Below are 17,517 nucleotides of genomic sequence, written 5' to 3'. Positions count from 1 at the left end.
CCGGTCCGGGGTCCGGCGGGATGGCTTCGGGCTTGCAGCTGTACCGGAGACCACCCAACCGGCTGGGCACGCTGTAACGCGGATTGACACCCCGCGGTTACGTCTGGCCGGACCTGGGTGTCCCACCGCACCAAAACAGCCCGGGCGGGGCCGTCAGGCCATGCCGAAGAAACACTATCCACCTCAAGATGCGCAGGCAGAGCCTGACGCGTCCCGCCACTCCTGTGTCTTGCAGGAGATGTTTTCAGCCAAACGCCAGAGGGAACCCTTGCGGCGGGTTTTGTGCTGCCTGCCCCCTCCTGACACAGTTGCGAATTGACTTTACGGCAACGGCCCGCATTCTGGGCACCAGCGCAGGGCCCATGTGTGACGGACGCTCAGGGCTGCGGCGCGAACGTTGGGGGACTTTCATGCGTTTGAGAATTTGCCTTGTGGCTGGCGGACTGGCCGGGCTGTGCGCCCCCGTGCAGGCGGAGCTCGCCCGTACGGCCTATCTGGACTGGACCGTGCGCTGCACGGATGAGAATTACTGCATTGCCGAAACACCGGGCACCGGCGACAGCGACGAGGCGTTCCGGCTCAAGGTCGAGCGCGGGGCCAAACCGGACAGCAACGTGTTTGTCACCTTCGCCCCCGAGAGCGCGCTTCAAACCGGCATGACAGCGCGGATCGAAGTCTGGGGCGAGGAAGAAAACTACGCCTATTTCGGGGTGGCCGATACGGTCTACAAGGGCAATGAAATGGCCTTTTCAGGGTCCCCGCACCGCGATCTTGTCGAACAGCTGCGCCTTGGAAGCGAAGCGCGCATCCAGATCGAGTTCGGCGGGGCGGCCGGTACACAGTCCTATTATGTCTCCTTGAGCGGCCTCACGCAGGCCATGCTCCGGATCGACGAGGAACAGGGCCGGGTCGGCCGGGGCGATGCGATCGTCGCCTGGGGCGGCAAGCCATCGGATGCCGGTCCGCAGCCGAACACATCCTCGGGCGTCAGCCCAAGTGCGGAGCGCGAGGAGACCAAACCGGAGCCGCGGCAAACGGCCGATAGCGCGGATGCGGCCGAGGCCGCGGCGCCCAGAGCGGCCCCAGCACCCGCTCCAGCGGCCGATCCGGTCCCAGCGGTGTTTTCGGGCGGCGACTGGAACAGCACATATGAAGAACGGGATGTGCCCGATGCAATCCAGCGGTTCGCGGGCCGGGCCCTGGGCTGCACTCTGGAAGAGACCCTGCCCGCCTATGGGGCCTTTGCGCTGGCTTTCGGCGATGTGGAATACTGGATGGTGCCTTGTGAAATGGGCGACACCAACCCGTCCTTCTTCCTGATGAGCCATGTTTATCCGGATCCGGATGCGGGCGAGATCTATAACTTCAAGAACCCGCGCAACGGTATCCGCGAGGACGCCGCGCTGCTCTTCAACATGGATTTCCGGGCCGATGAGGACATTGTGACCGGCACGACCTATTACGGGCCGGGCTATGATTGCGGCATGTACGAGGTCTACAAGTTCAACCGGACGACGGACGTATTCGATCTGATCGAAATTCGGGAAAAACCCAAATGTGACGGCCAAACCGCAATGCCCGCCGACTGGCCGAGATCCTGACGCCAAAGCTGAGCGGTTGAGGCGGCGCCGCCCCATGCGGCATCGCCGCACGAACGGCCTTCAGGCCCTATCGCGCGAGGTGAGGAGCTGGCGGTAGCCCGTCACACCTTCTTGCGTTTGCGCGGGGCCGGTTTGGCCGCAGCCTCAGCAGCCTGCCGGGCTTCCATTTCCAATCGGGCCTTGCGCAGTTTCGCCGTTTTAGCGGCGCGTACATCGGCTTCAGACTGGGCAAGGTCCATCGAGACCTGTTTCGTAATTTCCGCTTTGGTCGACGCTGGCAGCTTTTGCGGTTTGAACAGCGTGTCGCGTGTGAGGGGTTCGGTCATGAGAAAAAGCGTCCTTCCGGCTGCTGAAAAACAAAAAGCCGGAGCGAATGCCCCGGCTTTTAGAGTTCAGATCAGGGTCGCGCCATTCGATACGTGGCTGCGTCTCCCGATAACAAGAAATTAGGCTGCAGACAGGTTTTCAGCAGCGGACTTGCCGGACCGGCGGTCCTGGACAACTTCGAAGCTGACCTTGTCACCTTCGTTCAGGGAATGCATGCCGGAACGCTCAACAGCGGAGATGTGAACGAACACGTCGTTGCCGCCATCTTCCGGCTGAATGAAGCCGAAGCCTTTGGTGGTGTTGAAGAATTTAACTGTGCCGATGGTCATAACGATGCCCTTTCATTCGGTCATAAAAATTGCCCGGCCCGCCACATGCGGTCCGGTGCGTGTCGTCGACGTTGAGAGGGAAAATCGTAGTTTTGCAGTAAGCTGCAGTATCACAAAGTTCGTCAAGCAAGATCGATAACGTGATCAATACAGATCAATTGCGCTTTAATCAAGGCAGATAGTTCAATTCCAAAAAAAAGACCCCGGACAGAGGTCCGGGGCTTGAAGGTGAAACGGAGACAGCTGTTCCGGGCCGGCCCGGAACCGCGGGGCCGGGCATGAGCACCCGGCGGTGCGGGCCGCCGCGGCGTCCCGGCAAGCTGGCCTTGATCAAACCAGCTGCATTTGCTGATGGCCGATAATCGGCATGGCCCTGATCGCGGGCAAATCGGCCCGAAACCCAATCGCCGTATTGTCCTGAAAAAGATACATGGACAGGCTTTGCAGGATGCGGGCCCGGGCGCCGCTATCGTGAAACCTCAGCGCCCGCAGGCGGTTGGCATATGTGGCGAAGTTCGGGTCGGGCGTGTCCCAGCGCTTGCGGAAGAACAATTCCTGGTCGTTAAAGACCGTCTCATAGCCCAGGAAAGACAGGCCGAGTATCTCCCGGGCCAAGACCCTCGGATTTTGCCTTTGAACATCCCAGAACATGCCGATGTTCCAGTTCATAAAGTACTTCCAAACCTGCTGGCGGAACTCGGGCGTTGACATCATAAACTCGTCAGTTGGCCCGTTGCCGTCAATTCCGGGCCCGTATTTATGCACATAGAGCCTGCGCAAGGCCGGCAGTTTCCCGCGCGCCATCGCGGCAGCCTCCCGCCAGAGCCCGGATTCATACCGGTTCAAGGTCAGATAAAAGCCGTGCCCGGCGGTCGCGGAGCCGACAATCAGGGCGTCATTGAGGATCGGTGTCCAGCCGTTTTCGCTCAAGATGCTGCCCGCACCGCGCACGGGAATGGCATTGGCACCCCAGGCATTTTGCCGCTGAGCATCGGCGTTGTCGGCTGTCTGCACGACTTCGTCTTCCTGGATGCCGTTGGCGGCTGTCAAGCCGAAGTTCAAGATCAGATCCTCGGCCGACCGGATCGCCGTATCGCCGAGCAGCACCAGCTTGTGATGATTGTTGGCGGTCGCATCATACAGCCGGTAGGCCGCACGGATATAGATCTCCATGATGTGATCATTGTTCCAGGACGAATTGCGCCACCGGCCAACCCAGGCGTTGTCCTCGCGGTAGATTCTGACAACGTCCCAAACCTGTCTTCTGAATTCCTGTCGCGTTAAAGGCATGATCACCTCCCTGAAGTACCCGGGCGCGCCCGGCCTTGATGATCTCAAGATGGGGGATCGGCCGCTGCGGAACCTGTGACGGGGCGCACAGCAAAAAACCCGCCGGACCGTATCCGGCGGGTTCAGCGCGATCTTCTTGATCAGATTTGGGAGTGGTCGGGCCTTGACCGGCTCAGATCCCTTTGAAGAGGACGCCGGCCGCCAGAACCACATAAGAGGCAACCAGGATCCAGACTGTCGAAAAGCCAATGCTCGGAACGGCAATGCCAGCCATCGGCAAGACGGCGAGGACAAACAGAACGAGGGAAATCAGAAACACGATTACGGAAGGCGGGGTCAAACGCATGGATAACTCCTTGATGCTTTGAATCAACGTCCGGTCCGGCGCCCGTCCCCTGCTGCCCGGACCAGGTGAAAGTCAGGTGCGACCGGCCGGGCATCCTGCCAAATGCGGTGCGGCCAGTCGCACAGGACAAGACCCAAGCCCGTTAACCTTGTCAATGTTAGATTTGGCAATCGGCTAGTTGGGGCGGAAAAGCCCCCAGAAGATCGCACATTGCAGCATCGCGACCCCGTTCATTGTCTGGGCCGACTGGTCGATGACGATTTCGGCATAGGCATCCGCCACCCCGATGATCGTCTGAAGATCATCTGCGCAGGTCCCAAAACCTGCATCGGATTCAAGGAAGAGTTCCAGCGTATCCCCTGCCCCCTCGGTCAGCTTGAGGTGAAGCACTTCCGGGTCTTCGACCTCCGGCTCCTGCAATTCGACAGCAGCCAGATCGGTACCGGCAATCCGGTAGGAGACGATCAGCTGATAAGCGGCAGCCGGCCCGGGAACCGCAAGAGATGAACATAGCAAAGCACAAAGAAACAACCTTTTGAGCATGGCAGCCTCAAGGAGTGGAATATTGGAAAGCGAATGCAAAGTAACCTAAAGGAACCATGCCGCACTGCAGAAGGCAAGCAGATTGGCGGCATCGGACAGCCAGAGCACCTCACGGTCAGATTGAATCGCCGAGCGAGCAATCGATCGGAAAAAATGCGCTAGGTCCCGGGCAGCAAGGAGCGTGCTTGCCTTAAGGTCCGAATGTCAGGCCTTTCTATTTCAAAAGGCCCAGCCAGTTTCCACCCAGGAGATTTCCGTGCCGTCGAGATAGACACCGACTTCCAGTTTCGCTCCCGGCGTATCCGGATCCGTGTAGATCCACAAGTGTGCCTCGTCACCACTGGCGGTCTCAAAATAGTATCCGGCACCGCCATTCTCACGGTTGCCGGCATCATCGGCCGTAAACGCCTGATCATAGCGGCCATCGGCCTGCAGTTTCCCATCGGCAAGGCACAAGGTCACGGCAGCCGTCCCTGCATCATCGATCACCAGTTGCCGGGTTTGCGGACCGAGGGTCAAGGACTGGTAGCCCCCTGGCGACAGCGACACCGTCTCCGTTTGACCGCTGCAAGCTGCCTCCGTCTCAGCGCCAGATACCGTAGCGGCAGATTGCAAGGCCAGTTCCAGATGAACCGACAACGTGCCTTCGATATAGGGCAGCTGGCGGCTGGCGGTCTCGGTCCGGACGAAATTGGTGATGTCGATCAAGGCGTCGCTCAGCTTCACCTGGGCCTGGGCGGTCAGGACATTGGACAGGGCTTCCATGAAAGGGCTGTTGGAGCCTGTTCCGTCAAGGGCCGTCTGGTTTGGCTGGGCGGAGTAGACCACCACGAGATCGTCAAGCTGATGGTTGACCCGTGCAAGGCCGCGCTCCCCGGCGCCGATCACGTTGCCGATGGACCGGGTTTGGGCAAACGGATTGTCCCGGCAGGCGTCCACTATCAGCAGCCGCACATTAGAAGAAGCGTGAAAGGCCTCCAGAAACGCATCCATCGTGACGCTCGACGTTTCGAACGCTTCCCGCGACGCTGCATCCGTATCTGTCGGAAGAAGGTAATTCACGTTGTCTGCCTGAACGCCGTGACCTGCAAAGAAGATCACCGCAACATCGGCGTCCGCAGAGAGCGTCTGAAATCCCTCGAGCGCGGTCAACATGTCTTGGGCACTGGCGTCGACAAGGGTTTCGGTTTCAAAGCCGAGTGCCGAAAAGGTTGCCGAGGCCAATTCCGCGTCGTTTGCCGGGTTCCGGAGTTCGGGAATTGTCTGATAGGCCCCATTGCCGATAATCAGAGCAACCTTTTTGGCGAAGACCGGTTGCATCGACACTGTCAGGGCGGCCAGAGTGAAGACGAGACAAGGCCAGAATTTACGCATCATGCTGCTCCCCGGGACAGTCAAGGGTGGTCCGGTTCATGGATTTGACTTTACGGAAGCTTTCGGCATTGTGAAAGCTCAAGCGCTCAAGGGGGTTAAGACTTTGCTGAAACGGAATTATCTCGCAGCAGTTGCCGGCTCTTTGCTTTGGGGACCGGCACCGGCGGCAGCTGAACTTGCAAAGACCCAATTCTACGAGTGGACGGCCCGTTGCAACTCAGACAATTACTGCATTGCAGAAACCGCCGGCACGGGAACGAGCGGCGAAGCATTCCGGCTGAAGATCGAACGGGGAGCAAAGCCGGGCAGTCCTGTTTATGTGACTTTCAAGCCGGTAACGAAGCTTGAAACCGGCATGACGGCCCGAATTGAAGTCTCCAGCGGGGAAGAGAACTACGGGTTTTTCGGGAAAGCCGGAAAGATCTATAAGGGCAATGAAATGACCTTTTCGGGGGCTGCCGACCGGCCTCTGGTTGAAAACCTGCGCCTTGGATCAACGGCGGCCGTGCAGATTGAATTCGGCGGATCAGCCGGCACGAAAGCCTATACCGTCTCCCTTAAAGGGATCACACAGGCCTTGCTGAAAATTGATGACGCGCAAGGACGCATCGGCCGGGGCGATGCCATCGTTGCCTGGGGCGGACTGGCCGCGGACAGCGGACCTCACACCCTTAATGGAACAGCACCGCAGAGTTCTGACGGTGCCGTGGCAAAGGCTCCTGCCGAAGCTGCGCCTGCAGTTCGTGAGAACGCCGCAGCGGCCGATGATTTGCCGCCGCCCGTGATGCCGTCACAGGATGTGGCGAACAATTCTCCGGACACCGGAAACGGTATGGTCTATGACCTCGGCCGCATTCCGGACAGTGTCCAGATGATGGGCTACCGCACGCTGGATTGCCGGCTGGACGAAGTTGTCCCGGCATTTGGCGCCCGGGTGATCGCCGAGGGCGATGTGGAACTCTGGATCGTTCCCTGTCAGATGGCCGATGCCAATGTTCCCTACTACATGGCCACGCACATTCCCTTCAATCCATCCCTGGATGAATGGCAAGAGTTCGAAACACCTCCTGGCTTCAATCAACCGAACCACGCGCTCGTCAACAATCTGGTCTATGACACTGCGACCGGACAGGTAACCGGCACGACCTATTACAGCCCCAATTATGATTGCGGCAGTTTCGAGCGCCATGAAATGGAAGCGGAATCGGGCCAGTACATCCTGATTGAGTACCTGGAAAAGACGAATTGCGACGGCATTCAGGGCCCGGCCGAAGGCTGGCCCTTAAGCTGGACAATCGACGAAATGGGCCAATAAAGGTTTTAGGCGGGTCCCGGAACAACCGGGATCTGCGTTAACCATAAGCGCAATTCCCCAATTGACCGGGGATATCCTTCTTTGGGGGGTAACAATTCCGGGTGTATTGTGCGCCGAAACGCCCCTGAGTCGTTGAAAGACACCCGCCTTATGGGTTAATAAAGAGTTAAAGTATTGCGTTGATCGCGCAGCCTTGCTGCCGCGAACCACAGGAGCATGGAATGGGCATATTCTCGAAAACTTCGCGTCCGGGCGACAGCTCCGAAGAGCGAATCGAGACAGAACAGCCATCTACTGATGTTCAAGATGCGGTTGAAGCATCCGGAAAGGGCGGAAACGTCGAGCAGCTGTCTCCGTTCGCGCTGCGGATGCAGGAAAAAATGAACCAGCTGGACGGACTGAAGTCCCGTGTGGGCGGGCTCAACCAAACCTTCGACCAGATGGCGGCCTTTGCCAATGAAAGCCAGACCACCATCAAGATGATGGCGGAATACATTGAGGCTTCCCGGTCGAGCGTTCAGACCGAAGTCCGGCTGAAATCCGAAAACGCGAAGCTGTCAACGGACCTGCTCGATGCGGAGCATAAGGTCAAGACGCTCACCACGCAGCTTGAAGACGCCCAGGCCGAGGTTCATTCGCTTCGCAAGCGGGCCACCGAGACACGGACCGCGCTTGAAACGGCGCGCAACGACATCGTGTCCATCCGGGACAACAACAAGAAGGTCAATGACGAGTACCGGCATCAGAGCGCCAAACTCGTTGACGCAAATACGCAGCTGTCTGAAATCAGCGCGGAGATGAACGATCTCAAGGCGAAATATGAAAGCCTTGAGAAACACGCAGAGAGCCTGTCCTCCGACCTGGAAGCGGTCAAGCACCGCGAGAAGGAACTTCAGCAGAACCTCTCCGAAAGCGCCAAACTTCTGGAAGAAGAGATCAAGAAGAACAATCAGGCGACGAGCGAGCTGGAAGCGGTCAAGCGCGAGCTGATCGAATTCCGGAACGACAACATCGACCTGAAATCCCATCTTGATGTGGCAAACCAGGAGCTGGTCTACGCGAAATCGCGGCTTGAGGAAGAGCAGCGCAAGCATGACAACGAAGTCTATGCGCTGAATGCTGAAATCGAGAACCTGTCATCCCAGCGCCGCATCGGCGCCCAGTCGCTGCAGGAGATGGCGCGCGAAAACTCCACAATCAAGGAGCGCAACCGCGAGCTGATCAAGCGCATGCAGGAAATCGAGCACCTGCTCGACAGCGCGCAAAAGAACCACGAGAAAGACCGCAACGAGCTCATGGCGACCTCCGCCAAACTGCGTGAGGTGAACCTTCGGTACAACTCCGCTCTAACCGATCTCAACCACCAGCGGAACCAGAACCAGAAATTCGCAGACAATCTGGAAGATCTGGTCGATGAGAACAAACGCTTGCAGCGCTACAAAATCCAGATGGATACGGCCAATGAGCAGATCGCCCAGCTGAAGACGGTCATTGCCAACTACCAGATGGCCATGGAGGGACGTGGTCCGGCTGAGGAACTCGGTCTGACCCAGACGAGCTCCGATCCAATGTCCGATCTCGACATTACCGAACCGCTGCCGACCGATTTCGATGTTGATGACGACATACTCGAAAAGGCTGATGCGCCGTCCGGCTCCGAGACAGATCCGGACAAGCCCAGCGGCGGAAACGACAAGATCGTGAAGCTCCGCGACAGCTGATCGCTCATCCCTTAAATGAAAAAGCCCCGCAAATGCGGGGCTTTTTTCTTCCAAAATCGTATTCGGCAACTGCGGGCGCACAATGCGAGATACAAATCATTCCGGCTCAACGGTGAACTGAAGCGGATATCCGAGCTGTCCCGCCGCATCAATCGCCCGTGTTGCCTTCGTCTCCGCCACATCCTTCGGGTAGACGGACACCACGCAGGCCCCTTTTTGGTGCGCCGTTATCATGACCACTTCCGCTTGCGCCGAATCCAGCTTGAATTCCGCCTTGAGGATCAACACGACGAATTCGCGCGGCGTATAATCGTCATTCAGCAGAACGACCTTGTAAAGCTTGGGCTTTTCGACCTTGGTCTTCTGCTTCAGTTTTGGTTTGAGATCAAAATCACTCATGACAGTGCCCTGTACCTACAAACTTGGGGGCTGATCTCCCCTTCACACGCGCCGCTGTAAATGATGTCAGGCTGTTAAGCCGTAAATGCCGTCAACATAGCAGTTTGAAGGCAGAAGGCCGTCAAGACGGACGTGCATTAGGCCACATACCGTTTCTGGCTCTACGCCATACTATACTGCCCAGCAATATCGAAGAAAACATGACGATATTGTCAATTAATGCTGACACAAAAAACCCCGCGCTTTTAACGCGCGGGGTCTTCGGATTACGGGCATGTCTAAATCAGCCTTGGGCGTCTCCATGACGCCCGGTGCCGTCATGGGGGGGTTAGACAGCTGCAACCTTGGTCAGGAACCCGTCGATGCGGTCGGACAGCTGACGGGTGTTATCCGCAACTTCCGACGAGGTGCGGGACACATCACCTGCCGACTGGGTCGTTTCATCCACGGCCGCCTTCACACCGGTCATGTTTTCACTGATCTCACGGGTACCAGAGGCAACCTCTTGAATGGAGCTGCTGATCTCGGCAGTCGCAGCGCCCTGCTGCTCCAACGCTTCCGTGATAGAATTGGTGAACTCGTTCACCCGCTCCATGATGTTTGCGATTTCCTCGATCGCAGCCACGGAGTCGGAGGATGCCCCCTGGATGGCGTTGATCTGCGCCGAAATTTCTTCGGTCGCCTTGGAGGTCTGTGTCGCAAGTTCCTTGACCTCGGCAGCAACGACGGCAAAGCCCTTACCCGCTTCACCGGCCCGTGCAGCCTCGATGGTCGCGTTCAAGGCTAGCAGGTTTGTCTGTTCCGCAATGTCCTGAATGAGCTGCAGAACCGCGCCGATCTTTTGTGCCGACGACGCCAGGCTTGCCACCTGCTCGTTTGCCGAGTTGGCTTTCGTGTTGGCGGAGGAAACAACCTCGCTGGTCTCGGCGATCTGGCGGGAGATCTCACCGATAGACGCCGACAGCTCTTCGGACGCGGATGCGACCGTTTGAACGCTGGCATAAGCCTGTTCGGTGGCAGCGGCAACGGATGCGGTCCGCTCCGTGTTGCTTGTGGACAGGTCCATCAGGATGCCTGAGATGCTCCCCATGGCCTCTGTGGACTGGTTAACCGGTTGCAGGAGGCGCTGAGAGTCGTCGCGAAAATCGGAGATCAGAGTTTCCAGTCCGGCTTGACGGTGGCGCTCATTTTCCATGTTCTGCTGCTGCTCTTCTTCGAGCTCGCGTTGACGAAGACCATTATCCCGGAAGATATCGACAGTCCGGGCCATCTGCCCCATCTCGTCAACCCGCTCAACATAGGGGATGTTGATATCGTAGTTGCCGTCGGAGAGTGTCTTCATGGTGCCTGACAGGTTGCCGATCTGCCCGGTTATGCGGCGGATAAGAGCAACAAGCACAAGAGAAACGGCCAGGATCGCGACCGCCGTGATTGCGAGCGCAGTCGTCAGAGCCTCATTCCGGGCCTGCTCGATCGCGCCGATATCGAAGGCAACGAAGAGGTAACCGAGTGTCTCGACAGCGTCGCCGTCAGCGCGCGTGATCGGTTTGAAGCCAATCTGAAATTTGGGGGTGCTGAAGAAAGATGTATCGGCAGAGGCGTTTTCGCCGCGCATGTCTTCCGGAATGAGATCAACCAAGGCTTCCACCTCGGCTTCCGTATCCCGCGCCAAAGATGCAAAGACGCTGGCATTTGTTTCCTGAACAACGGCCCAGGAAAAGTTGTCATTGTCCAGGAGCGGTGCGAGCAACGTGTTCGCAAGGTCCTGATCGAAGTCCCAGATCGCATTGCCCAAAGCCTGATTGGTCAGGTTTGCGCTCATCTTGATCTGTTGTTCGAATGCATCCTGCACACCGGCCACACGCTGTGAAGACGTGATATAGGCGAAGGCGACGAATGCAACTGCCACAACGGCCACGATCGGCACTGTCGTGGTGAATTTCACAGATTGCCAAAACTTCATAATGTCCCCCATAAGGTTCGGGGTAGGTATAAGCGCAGTCTGCAAAAAATCTCTTAAGACAAGGGGTTCTTCGTTCCGGTTTTTGCTTATCAATGCGGCCAATCTATTAAATTCCCCATGTTTATCTTCAACACTTTCTAAATGATCGTGAAAATTGACACGCGGGAAACCACGAATGTCCTGACGGCGTGAATCGGTCGCATTGCACCAATCCATACGCAGAAACAGTGCGTAGACGGACGGGGCTCAGGAACGGAGTATGTTATGCAGACCGTCAAAACTTGGCCGGAAACGATCAGCAAATCTGTTGCCACACTATCGCTTGCGGTGGGAATTGCCGTGAACGCGGCTGTCCCCGCCGCGTTGGCGGATCTTGGCGCTGCGGCACGATCGGTGCCGTCGGCAGCACTTGTGGGCGAAGGACGGTTCTCCTTTCTCGGCTTCCGGGTGTTTGACGCAGAACTTTATGCACCGCAGGGCGAATTCGAGACCTCCGGGCCATTCGCGCTAAAGCTTACATATTTGCGCAACTTCGAGGGGGCCGCCATTGCGGAACGCTCGGCGAAGGAGATCAAGGCGCAGGGCAGCGCGTCCGCCGGCCAGATCGACAGCTGGACCAGGCAAATGGATTCGATTTTTCCGGACGTCCGGGCGGGACAGTCCATAACCGGTGTGAAAACAGCGAATGGAACCACAGAATTTTATGCTGATGGCCGCAAGATAGGGGCGATCCAGGATCCGGCCTTCACACAGAGGTTCTTTAACATTTGGCTCGGTGCACAAACGAAGAACCCCTCCTTGCGGGCAAAACTCGTTGGCGCCAGTGGCTGATGCAGCAACCCGCCGCTACAGCCGGACCCAAAGACTTGGCAACTGTGAAAGAGACCGGCGCCGGTCAGGCAGGTGACGCTGTAATCACCCCGGCAAAGGGGCGCTTGCGGGTTTCCGCGCTCATGATTTACGGCGTCATGGCGCTGCCATTGGCCTTTGCAGGCTTGCCGATTTATCTGAACGCGCCGGACTTTTACGCAGTAGTCTTCGATCAACCCCTGACATCCCTTGGCGCCGTGCTGCTTGCGTTGCGCCTCGTCGATGCTTTTCAGGACCCGCTGATCGGAAGCTTGAGCGACCGCTTCCATGCTCACCGCTCCGCCATCTTGATGCTGGGTGCGGTCTTTCTGGGGTCCGGCTTTTGGATGCTGTTCCACCCCCCCGCCACTTATCCGCTGGCCTGGTTTGCGCTCTCGGTGTTCATCTGCACCACCGGCTACTCCATCGTTGCGATCAACTACCAGACGGTGGGCGGTCTCTGGAACTGTATGGAGACAGACAGAACGCGGGTCACCGGCTTCCGGGAGGCTTTCGGTCTTGTCGGCTTGCTGATCGCAGCCATCGCCCCGGCGGTTCTCGCCGAGATAACCAGCCGTGAAACCGCCTTTCACTGGCTGACCATCGCCTACCTGCCCCTGCTTGCCGGCGCGCTGGTGATCCTTCTCAGCTGGCTGCGGACGGCACCGCTCCAAAAACCGTCGAACCCAGATGAGATCATCGGCTGGACGCAGCTGCTCAAAGACCGCTGGCGGGCCATCTTTTTTGGCACGGTGTTCTTGAACAGTTTTGCAAGCGCAATTCCTGCAGTCCTTGTTTTGTTTTTCGTACGGGACCGCATTGGGGCAGAGGCCTATACCGGGCTGTTCCTGCTGATCTATTTTCTGTCCGGCGTGGTGTCGATGCCGGTCTGGATGCGCATTGCCGCCAGATCGGGCAAGCTTGCAGCCTGGCGGTATTCCCTCATGCTGTCGGTGATTACCTTCCTCGGGGCCGCCTTCCTCGGGCTCGGCGATCTTGCAGGATACGCTCTGGTTTGCGCGCTGTCCGGCCTTGCGCTCGGGGCTGATCTCGCCTTGCCGCCAGCCATCCTGGCAGACCATCTGGAAGCGGACGGACGGGAAGCCGATGCGTCCCGGTTGTTTGCGTTCATGGCCCTTTTGTCAAAAGCAGCCCTTGCCGTTGCAACGGGGCTCGCCCTGCCCATGCTCGGCCTCGTGGGCTATCATCCGAATGTGGACATGACCCCCTCGCTGAACCTTGCTCTCAGCTTCACATATGCGGTTTTGCCGTGCGTGATGAAAATCGGTGTCTTTTGTATATTGCTGGCCTCGGCGAAAACACTTGCGCAGGGCAAATCAGCCGTGTGAGCTTTTCCCTGCACTGCAAGCCACCAGAGGCAGACTATCGTGACAATGCGCCCGCCCCGTTCTTTGACACAGCAGGATCAGGATCCCCTGACCGCGGCCTTGGAGCAGGAAGTCTTCAATGAGAAAGCGTCGACGCTGTTCCGGTTGAACAAGAAACTGGAGGACGCGCTGGCGGCCCTTGAAGCGGCACGGGAGACCTTTGAGCCGGATGATGAACATTTCCGCCACGTCCATGCACAAGCTGGTGAGGCTCTTTGGAACGTCACCATCCAGCGGGAATTATGCGGTCTCAAGCAGCACAAGGCATTTTACGACCACTTGAATGTCCCGGGTTCCGTGCGTCTTGCAATGGGTCCCGCGATCCTCACCAGACCCTCCCGGAAATAGGGATCAGCCGGGCTTAAGATCCGCAAAAGAACACCCTGTGACCCGCATCACTTCGCTGTTGATGAGCCCTGCCTAAGGAAAGGATGGGCTTGCATATTGCAGTCCGGAATGATTTTTACTGGGGGCTTTCAAAATGAAATCGTATTTTCTTTCGCAGATGGCGGACTATTTGTTCCGCAGACGGACGAGTAGAGCTGTAGCGAAACTGGCTGTAGCAGCGGACACAAAAACGATCAGCTGGGCGCAGAGCGGTCACGATGTGCAATGATTTTGGTCTAAAACGTTTGGCATCGCTGCCGCTGACGGCGCTCGTCGCGCTTGCCATCCTACTTGCCCCGTTCACTGCGCCGGTCGAGGCCCAATCCGTCCGCACTGTGCCGGAAGGCAACCGGTATTCCAATCAGCCGAAGATCCCATTTGCTTCTGCAAGACGGACAGCTGCGTCCCAGTCCTCCTACGATGCGAAATTCGAAAAGGTGGTTTCGGTTATAAGGCGCGACCGGCGGCTTTTGTCCTCAATCAAACGGGTCGCAAGCCGCTATGGCATTGATCCGATCCACATCATTGGCGCCATTGTCGGCGAGCACACCTACAATTACGACACGCTGGACAGCGCCCAGTCCTATTATGTCAAGGCGCTTGCATATGCCGGCATACGGTTCGAATTTGAATTCGAAGGCGAACACGTCAACGACTTTGTTCAGCGGCCGCAATTCGAACGCTGCCAGAAGGATCATATCCAGGAAAGCAGCGACAGGCGCTGGTCCTGCTATGAGCAGGTCTGGGAAACCCGCTTCCGCGGCAAGAGCGTCGATGGTGTGCGGTACCCGAAAAAGAACTTCAACGAAGCGTTTTTCCAACCGCTCTTTGCCGGACAGAGTTTCGGGCTCGGGCAGCTTAGCCCGCTTACCGTCTTGAAGATGACCGACAAAGTTTCGCGGACAAGCAAATTCCGCAAGCTTGAAGCGTCCAACTCCTCAGCGGTCTACAAGGCGACAATGGACCCAAATATCTCGCTGCATTACATGGCGGCGATTATCAAGGACGCGATCACCGCCTACAAATCCGTTGGCAAAGTGGACATTTCCAACAATCCCGGGCTCACGGCAACGCTCTACAATCTTGGCGATCCCTGGAGCCGCGCCGCAAAGTTCCGCCGGAGCGGCAAACGCTGGCCGCGCGAAAACTATTACGGCTGGCTTGTAAATGACCGGATCGACGATCTGAAGGACCTGCTTTGACAGTCAGGTCCTTCAGCTAGTTTCAAGAATACACGTCGCATCCGGCTCAGGTCAGGAACGGATTGTTGAGCCGCTCCTGACCAATGCTTGAGGCGGGCCCATGCCCTGGCAGGAAGGCAACATCATCACCCAGCGGCAGCAGTTTTTCGGTAATTGACTGGATCAGGGTTGCATGGTCGCCGCCGGGCAGATCAGTTCTGCCAATTGAACCGGCGAAAAGAACGTCACCTGAAATCGCAAACTGCAATTCCCGGTCCACATAGACAAGATGACCGGGCGAATGCCCCGGGCAATGCAGGACTTCAAAGGATCGTCCGGCAATTTCCACCGTATCGCCTTCTTGCATCCAGCGGTCCGGCGCAACTGTCTTCGCCTCGCCCATCCCGAATTGGATGGCCTGTTCGGCAACCCGTTCGATCAGCGGCTTGTCCGCCTCGTGCGGCCCTTCAACCGGAATTTCCAGCGCTTCCGCCAGATCCGCAGCCCCACCAATGTGATCGATATGCCCATGGGTCAGCACGATCTTGTCGACCGTTACCCCCTGCTTGCGCACGGCTTCCAGGATGCGGTCGACATCACCACCTGGATCGACCACCGCGCCGAGCATTGTCTTCGGATCCCAAATTAGCGAACAGTTCTGCTGAAATCCGGTAACCGGGATAATCATGACCTGAATTGGCGGGACATCGGTTTCTGCGTTTTGGGCCGCGCTTCCGCTTCCATCGGGATCGTGAGCCACATTTGTCTCCTTATCGTCAGCGGCCACCTTATTGTGTAAAACAAGTACGGGACAAATTAGGACCGCGTATGGTTTCTTTGAGCTGGCGGCTTCACCTTACCGCATGCATTTCGTACAAGAAGTATCGGCACATGAGAAGCCGTCACCAAATCGGACCCTTGACTCCATGACGTTGCGACTGTTGACCATAATGACGATTGCCCTTTCGCTGGCGTGGGGTCCGCAAGCGGCCGTTGCTCAGCCGGGCCGTTCAGCGCCAACATTCGAGACATGGACGGTTGACTGCGGCAACACCGGTGTTTGCTTTGCCTCGTCCTTTAACCGGAACCAGTCCGTCTGGGTGGACCTGCGCATTGTCAGGGACTGGAAGGCGGATGCACAGCCGCTCGTCCGCCTGACAACAAATACCGAATTGTCCAATGGCGGAACGCTCCGGTTCTCAGTGGATGGCACCGAAATCGAAGCCTTGCCGATTGAACAGCTACGGGAAATGCAGCAGGCCGTCATGCCACCGGCCGGGTTCCGCCCGCTCGGCGGAGAAGGCGTCTGGTACCCAATCGGCCCTGCAACAACAGCTCTTCTGGACGCCTTGCGGTCCGGCAGCCAATTGACGATCGAATTGCCCGCCCCCCAGGGGAGTGACGCCGCTGTTATCACGGTTCCCCTCACTGGCCTAAAATCCGGATTGCTCTGGCTCGACAACCGCCAGAACCGTACGGGAACGGTGTCCGCCATTGTTGCTCCGGGCACAAATCCGGCCACGGATGCCCCTCATGCCATCCCGATCACCACACCGGACCAGCTGCCTCCGGAAGTGACTGCCATCTGGACCGCAAACCGCTTGTGTTCGGCGATTGACCCGGCGATCTTCTCCAACATGAATGCTGTTCGTGTTCCGCTGGAAGATGCAGGCTCGCTTTATGTGATCCCGTGCGGCACCCCGACAGCTTACAACACCCCTTATATCAGCGTTCTCGCCGGGAAAGACGGAGCCGCGCGCCAGGTGCATGTCGCCCGCATGTCCGAACAAGGCCCAATTGCGTCCGACCTGATTTACAATGCGCGATGGGTCCCGGCCGACAAACAGCTGGTGAGCTACTTCAAGGCGTCCGGTGTCGGCGAATGCGGCCTCTGGAACCGCTGGACATGGAACGGGTCTGCTTTTGTGCTTCTTGAAGAAGCAAGCCGGACCACATGTGACGGAACTGAACCGGACTTGTCCAATTGGTCAAACACCTGGCCCGTGAAAAAGGCCTCTAAATAGCAATCCGCATCAGGAATTTCTTGCGATTGCAACATTCTCAACACTATTATGTTGACGCAGCGGCTGGAAAGGGATGTGGCAACACTGGTGCAACCCATTCCTGAAGTAGTGATGAATGCACACTGTGCGTTTCATGGGAATGATCCTTGCCGATATGGCAGGCGAGACTGGGTGGCGTGTGCCGGAATGGCACAGAAGTTAAGGTGATTTTGTAATGCACGATGGCGATTCGGACCGGCGGTCGCGTGGTCGGCGCGGCGGCAAGCGCGAGTTTGGCGGTCCGCAAGACTTCGGCAGTGATTTTGGCGGAAGCGAATTCGGTGGTGACTATGGCGGCGGCCGCAGCGGCGGCTACCGCGGCGGACGGGACAACGATTATGGTGGCGGCTACGGCGGTGGCCGCGACGACCGGGATGGCGGTGGCTACGGCGGTGGCGGCCGCGGCGGCTATGGCCAACGGGAAGACGGCGGAAATCGCGG

General features: G+C 57.9%; 18 protein-coding genes and 1 pseudogene. 10 read left to right on the top strand and 9 right to left on the bottom strand.

From position 1 onward, the window contains the following. A partial coding sequence (locus tag E1180_RS22140) for a hypothetical protein (RefSeq protein ID WP_208996846.1) occupies window positions 1-319 on the top strand: 319 nt, incomplete at its 5' end. Window positions 320-410: 91 nt separating this feature from the next. After that, a complete protein-coding gene (locus E1180_RS02010; protein WP_196220500.1) occupies window positions 411-1,601 on the top strand; it encodes a DUF1176 domain-containing protein in 1,191 nt (396 codons plus the stop codon). Window positions 1,602-1,702: 101 nt separating this feature from the next. Here E1180_RS02010 and E1180_RS02005 read toward each other — a convergent pair whose 3' ends face one another. From E1180_RS02005 to E1180_RS01980, 6 genes are all read right to left on the bottom strand, one after another. After that, window positions 1,703-1,927 (bottom strand): hypothetical protein, encoded by a 225-nt coding sequence (locus E1180_RS02005; protein ID WP_155189412.1) that lies wholly within the window; start codon window positions 1,925-1,927, stop codon window positions 1,703-1,705. A 120-nt stretch (window positions 1,928-2,047) separates the two neighbouring features. Continuing rightward, window positions 2,048-2,257 (bottom strand): cold-shock protein, encoded by a 210-nt coding sequence (locus E1180_RS02000; protein ID WP_155189411.1) that lies wholly within the window; start codon window positions 2,255-2,257, stop codon window positions 2,048-2,050. 330 nt (window positions 2,258-2,587) lie between these two features. Further along, complete coding sequence (locus tag E1180_RS01995; protein WP_155189410.1) at window positions 2,588-3,547, bottom strand: hypothetical protein; 960 nt, start codon at window positions 3,545-3,547, stop codon at window positions 2,588-2,590. 172 nt (window positions 3,548-3,719) lie between these two features. Beyond that, window positions 3,720-3,893 carry a hypothetical protein gene (locus tag E1180_RS01990; RefSeq protein ID WP_155189409.1) on the bottom strand — a complete coding sequence of 58 codons (174 nt, stop codon included), beginning with the start codon at window positions 3,891-3,893 and terminating at the stop codon, window positions 3,720-3,722. Between the two features lie 174 nt (window positions 3,894-4,067). Next, window positions 4,068-4,436 (bottom strand): hypothetical protein, encoded by a 369-nt coding sequence (locus tag E1180_RS01985; protein WP_155189408.1) that lies wholly within the window; start codon window positions 4,434-4,436, stop codon window positions 4,068-4,070. 219 nt (window positions 4,437-4,655) lie between these two features. Next, on the bottom strand, window positions 4,656-5,813 hold the full coding sequence (locus E1180_RS01980) for a caspase family protein (protein ID WP_155189407.1): 1,158 nt from the start codon (window positions 5,811-5,813) through the stop codon (window positions 4,656-4,658). On the opposite strand from E1180_RS01980, the gene E1180_RS01975 reads away from it, so the two are divergent. Both E1180_RS01975 and E1180_RS01970 read left to right on the top strand, forming a co-directional pair. After that, window positions 5,779-7,125, top strand: coding sequence for a DUF1176 domain-containing protein (locus E1180_RS01975; protein WP_155189406.1), 1,347 nt, complete (start codon window positions 5,779-5,781; stop codon window positions 7,123-7,125). The two genes, E1180_RS01980 and E1180_RS01975, sit on opposite strands and share 35 nt — an antisense overlap. A gap of 221 nt (window positions 7,126-7,346) precedes the next feature. Beyond that, the gene (locus E1180_RS01970; RefSeq protein WP_155189405.1) at window positions 7,347-8,846 is read left to right on the top strand and encodes a coiled-coil domain-containing protein; all 1,500 of its coding nucleotides are present in this window, start codon (window positions 7,347-7,349) and stop codon (window positions 8,844-8,846) included. 96 nt (window positions 8,847-8,942) lie between these two features. Here E1180_RS01970 and clpS read toward each other — a convergent pair whose 3' ends face one another. Both clpS and E1180_RS01960 read right to left on the bottom strand, forming a co-directional pair. After that, entirely contained in the window at window positions 8,943-9,245 is a 303-nt protein-coding gene (gene clpS, locus E1180_RS01965) for an ATP-dependent Clp protease adapter ClpS (protein WP_155189404.1), read from the bottom strand. A gap of 328 nt (window positions 9,246-9,573) precedes the next feature. Continuing rightward, window positions 9,574-11,208 carry a methyl-accepting chemotaxis protein gene (locus tag E1180_RS01960; protein ID WP_155189403.1) on the bottom strand — a complete coding sequence of 545 codons (1,635 nt, stop codon included), beginning with the start codon at window positions 11,206-11,208 and terminating at the stop codon, window positions 9,574-9,576. A 264-nt stretch (window positions 11,209-11,472) separates the two neighbouring features. Between E1180_RS01960 and E1180_RS01955 the strand changes: the two genes are divergently transcribed. From E1180_RS01955 to E1180_RS01940, 4 genes are all read left to right on the top strand, one after another. Then, on the top strand, window positions 11,473-12,039 hold the full coding sequence (locus E1180_RS01955; protein ID WP_155189402.1) for a chalcone isomerase family protein: 567 nt from the start codon (window positions 11,473-11,475) through the stop codon (window positions 12,037-12,039). Window positions 12,040-12,083: 44 nt separating this feature from the next. After that, a complete protein-coding gene (locus E1180_RS01950; RefSeq protein ID WP_283404430.1) occupies window positions 12,084-13,406 on the top strand; it encodes an MFS transporter in 1,323 nt (440 codons plus the stop codon). A gap of 45 nt (window positions 13,407-13,451) precedes the next feature. Then, complete coding sequence (locus tag E1180_RS01945; protein WP_155189416.1) at window positions 13,452-13,793, top strand: DUF6665 family protein; 342 nt, start codon at window positions 13,452-13,454, stop codon at window positions 13,791-13,793. A 257-nt stretch (window positions 13,794-14,050) separates the two neighbouring features. Next, window positions 14,051-15,034 carry a DUF1402 family protein gene (locus E1180_RS01940; protein WP_155189400.1) on the top strand — a complete coding sequence of 328 codons (984 nt, stop codon included), beginning with the start codon at window positions 14,051-14,053 and terminating at the stop codon, window positions 15,032-15,034. A gap of 46 nt (window positions 15,035-15,080) precedes the next feature. Here E1180_RS01940 and E1180_RS01935 read toward each other — a convergent pair whose 3' ends face one another. Then, a complete protein-coding gene (locus tag E1180_RS01935; RefSeq protein WP_155189415.1) occupies window positions 15,081-15,701 on the bottom strand; it encodes an MBL fold metallo-hydrolase in 621 nt (206 codons plus the stop codon). A 238-nt stretch (window positions 15,702-15,939) separates the two neighbouring features. Here E1180_RS01935 and E1180_RS01930 point away from each other — a divergent pair, with 238 nt between their 5' ends. Both E1180_RS01930 and E1180_RS01925 read left to right on the top strand, forming a co-directional pair. Beyond that, window positions 15,940-17,037, top strand: a complete 1,098-nt coding sequence (locus tag E1180_RS01930) for a DUF1176 domain-containing protein (RefSeq protein ID WP_155189399.1) — start codon at window positions 15,940-15,942, stop codon at window positions 17,035-17,037. Window positions 17,038-17,251: 214 nt separating this feature from the next. Then, window positions 17,252-17,517 (top strand): annotated as a pseudogene (locus E1180_RS01925) (cold-shock protein); the annotation flags it as partial.

Source organism: Roseibium denhamense (assembly GCF_009711415.1).
GTDB classification, from domain to species: domain Bacteria; phylum Pseudomonadota; class Alphaproteobacteria; order Rhizobiales; family Stappiaceae; genus Roseibium; species Roseibium denhamense.
This window is presented reverse-complemented; position numbering and strand designations above follow the sequence as displayed.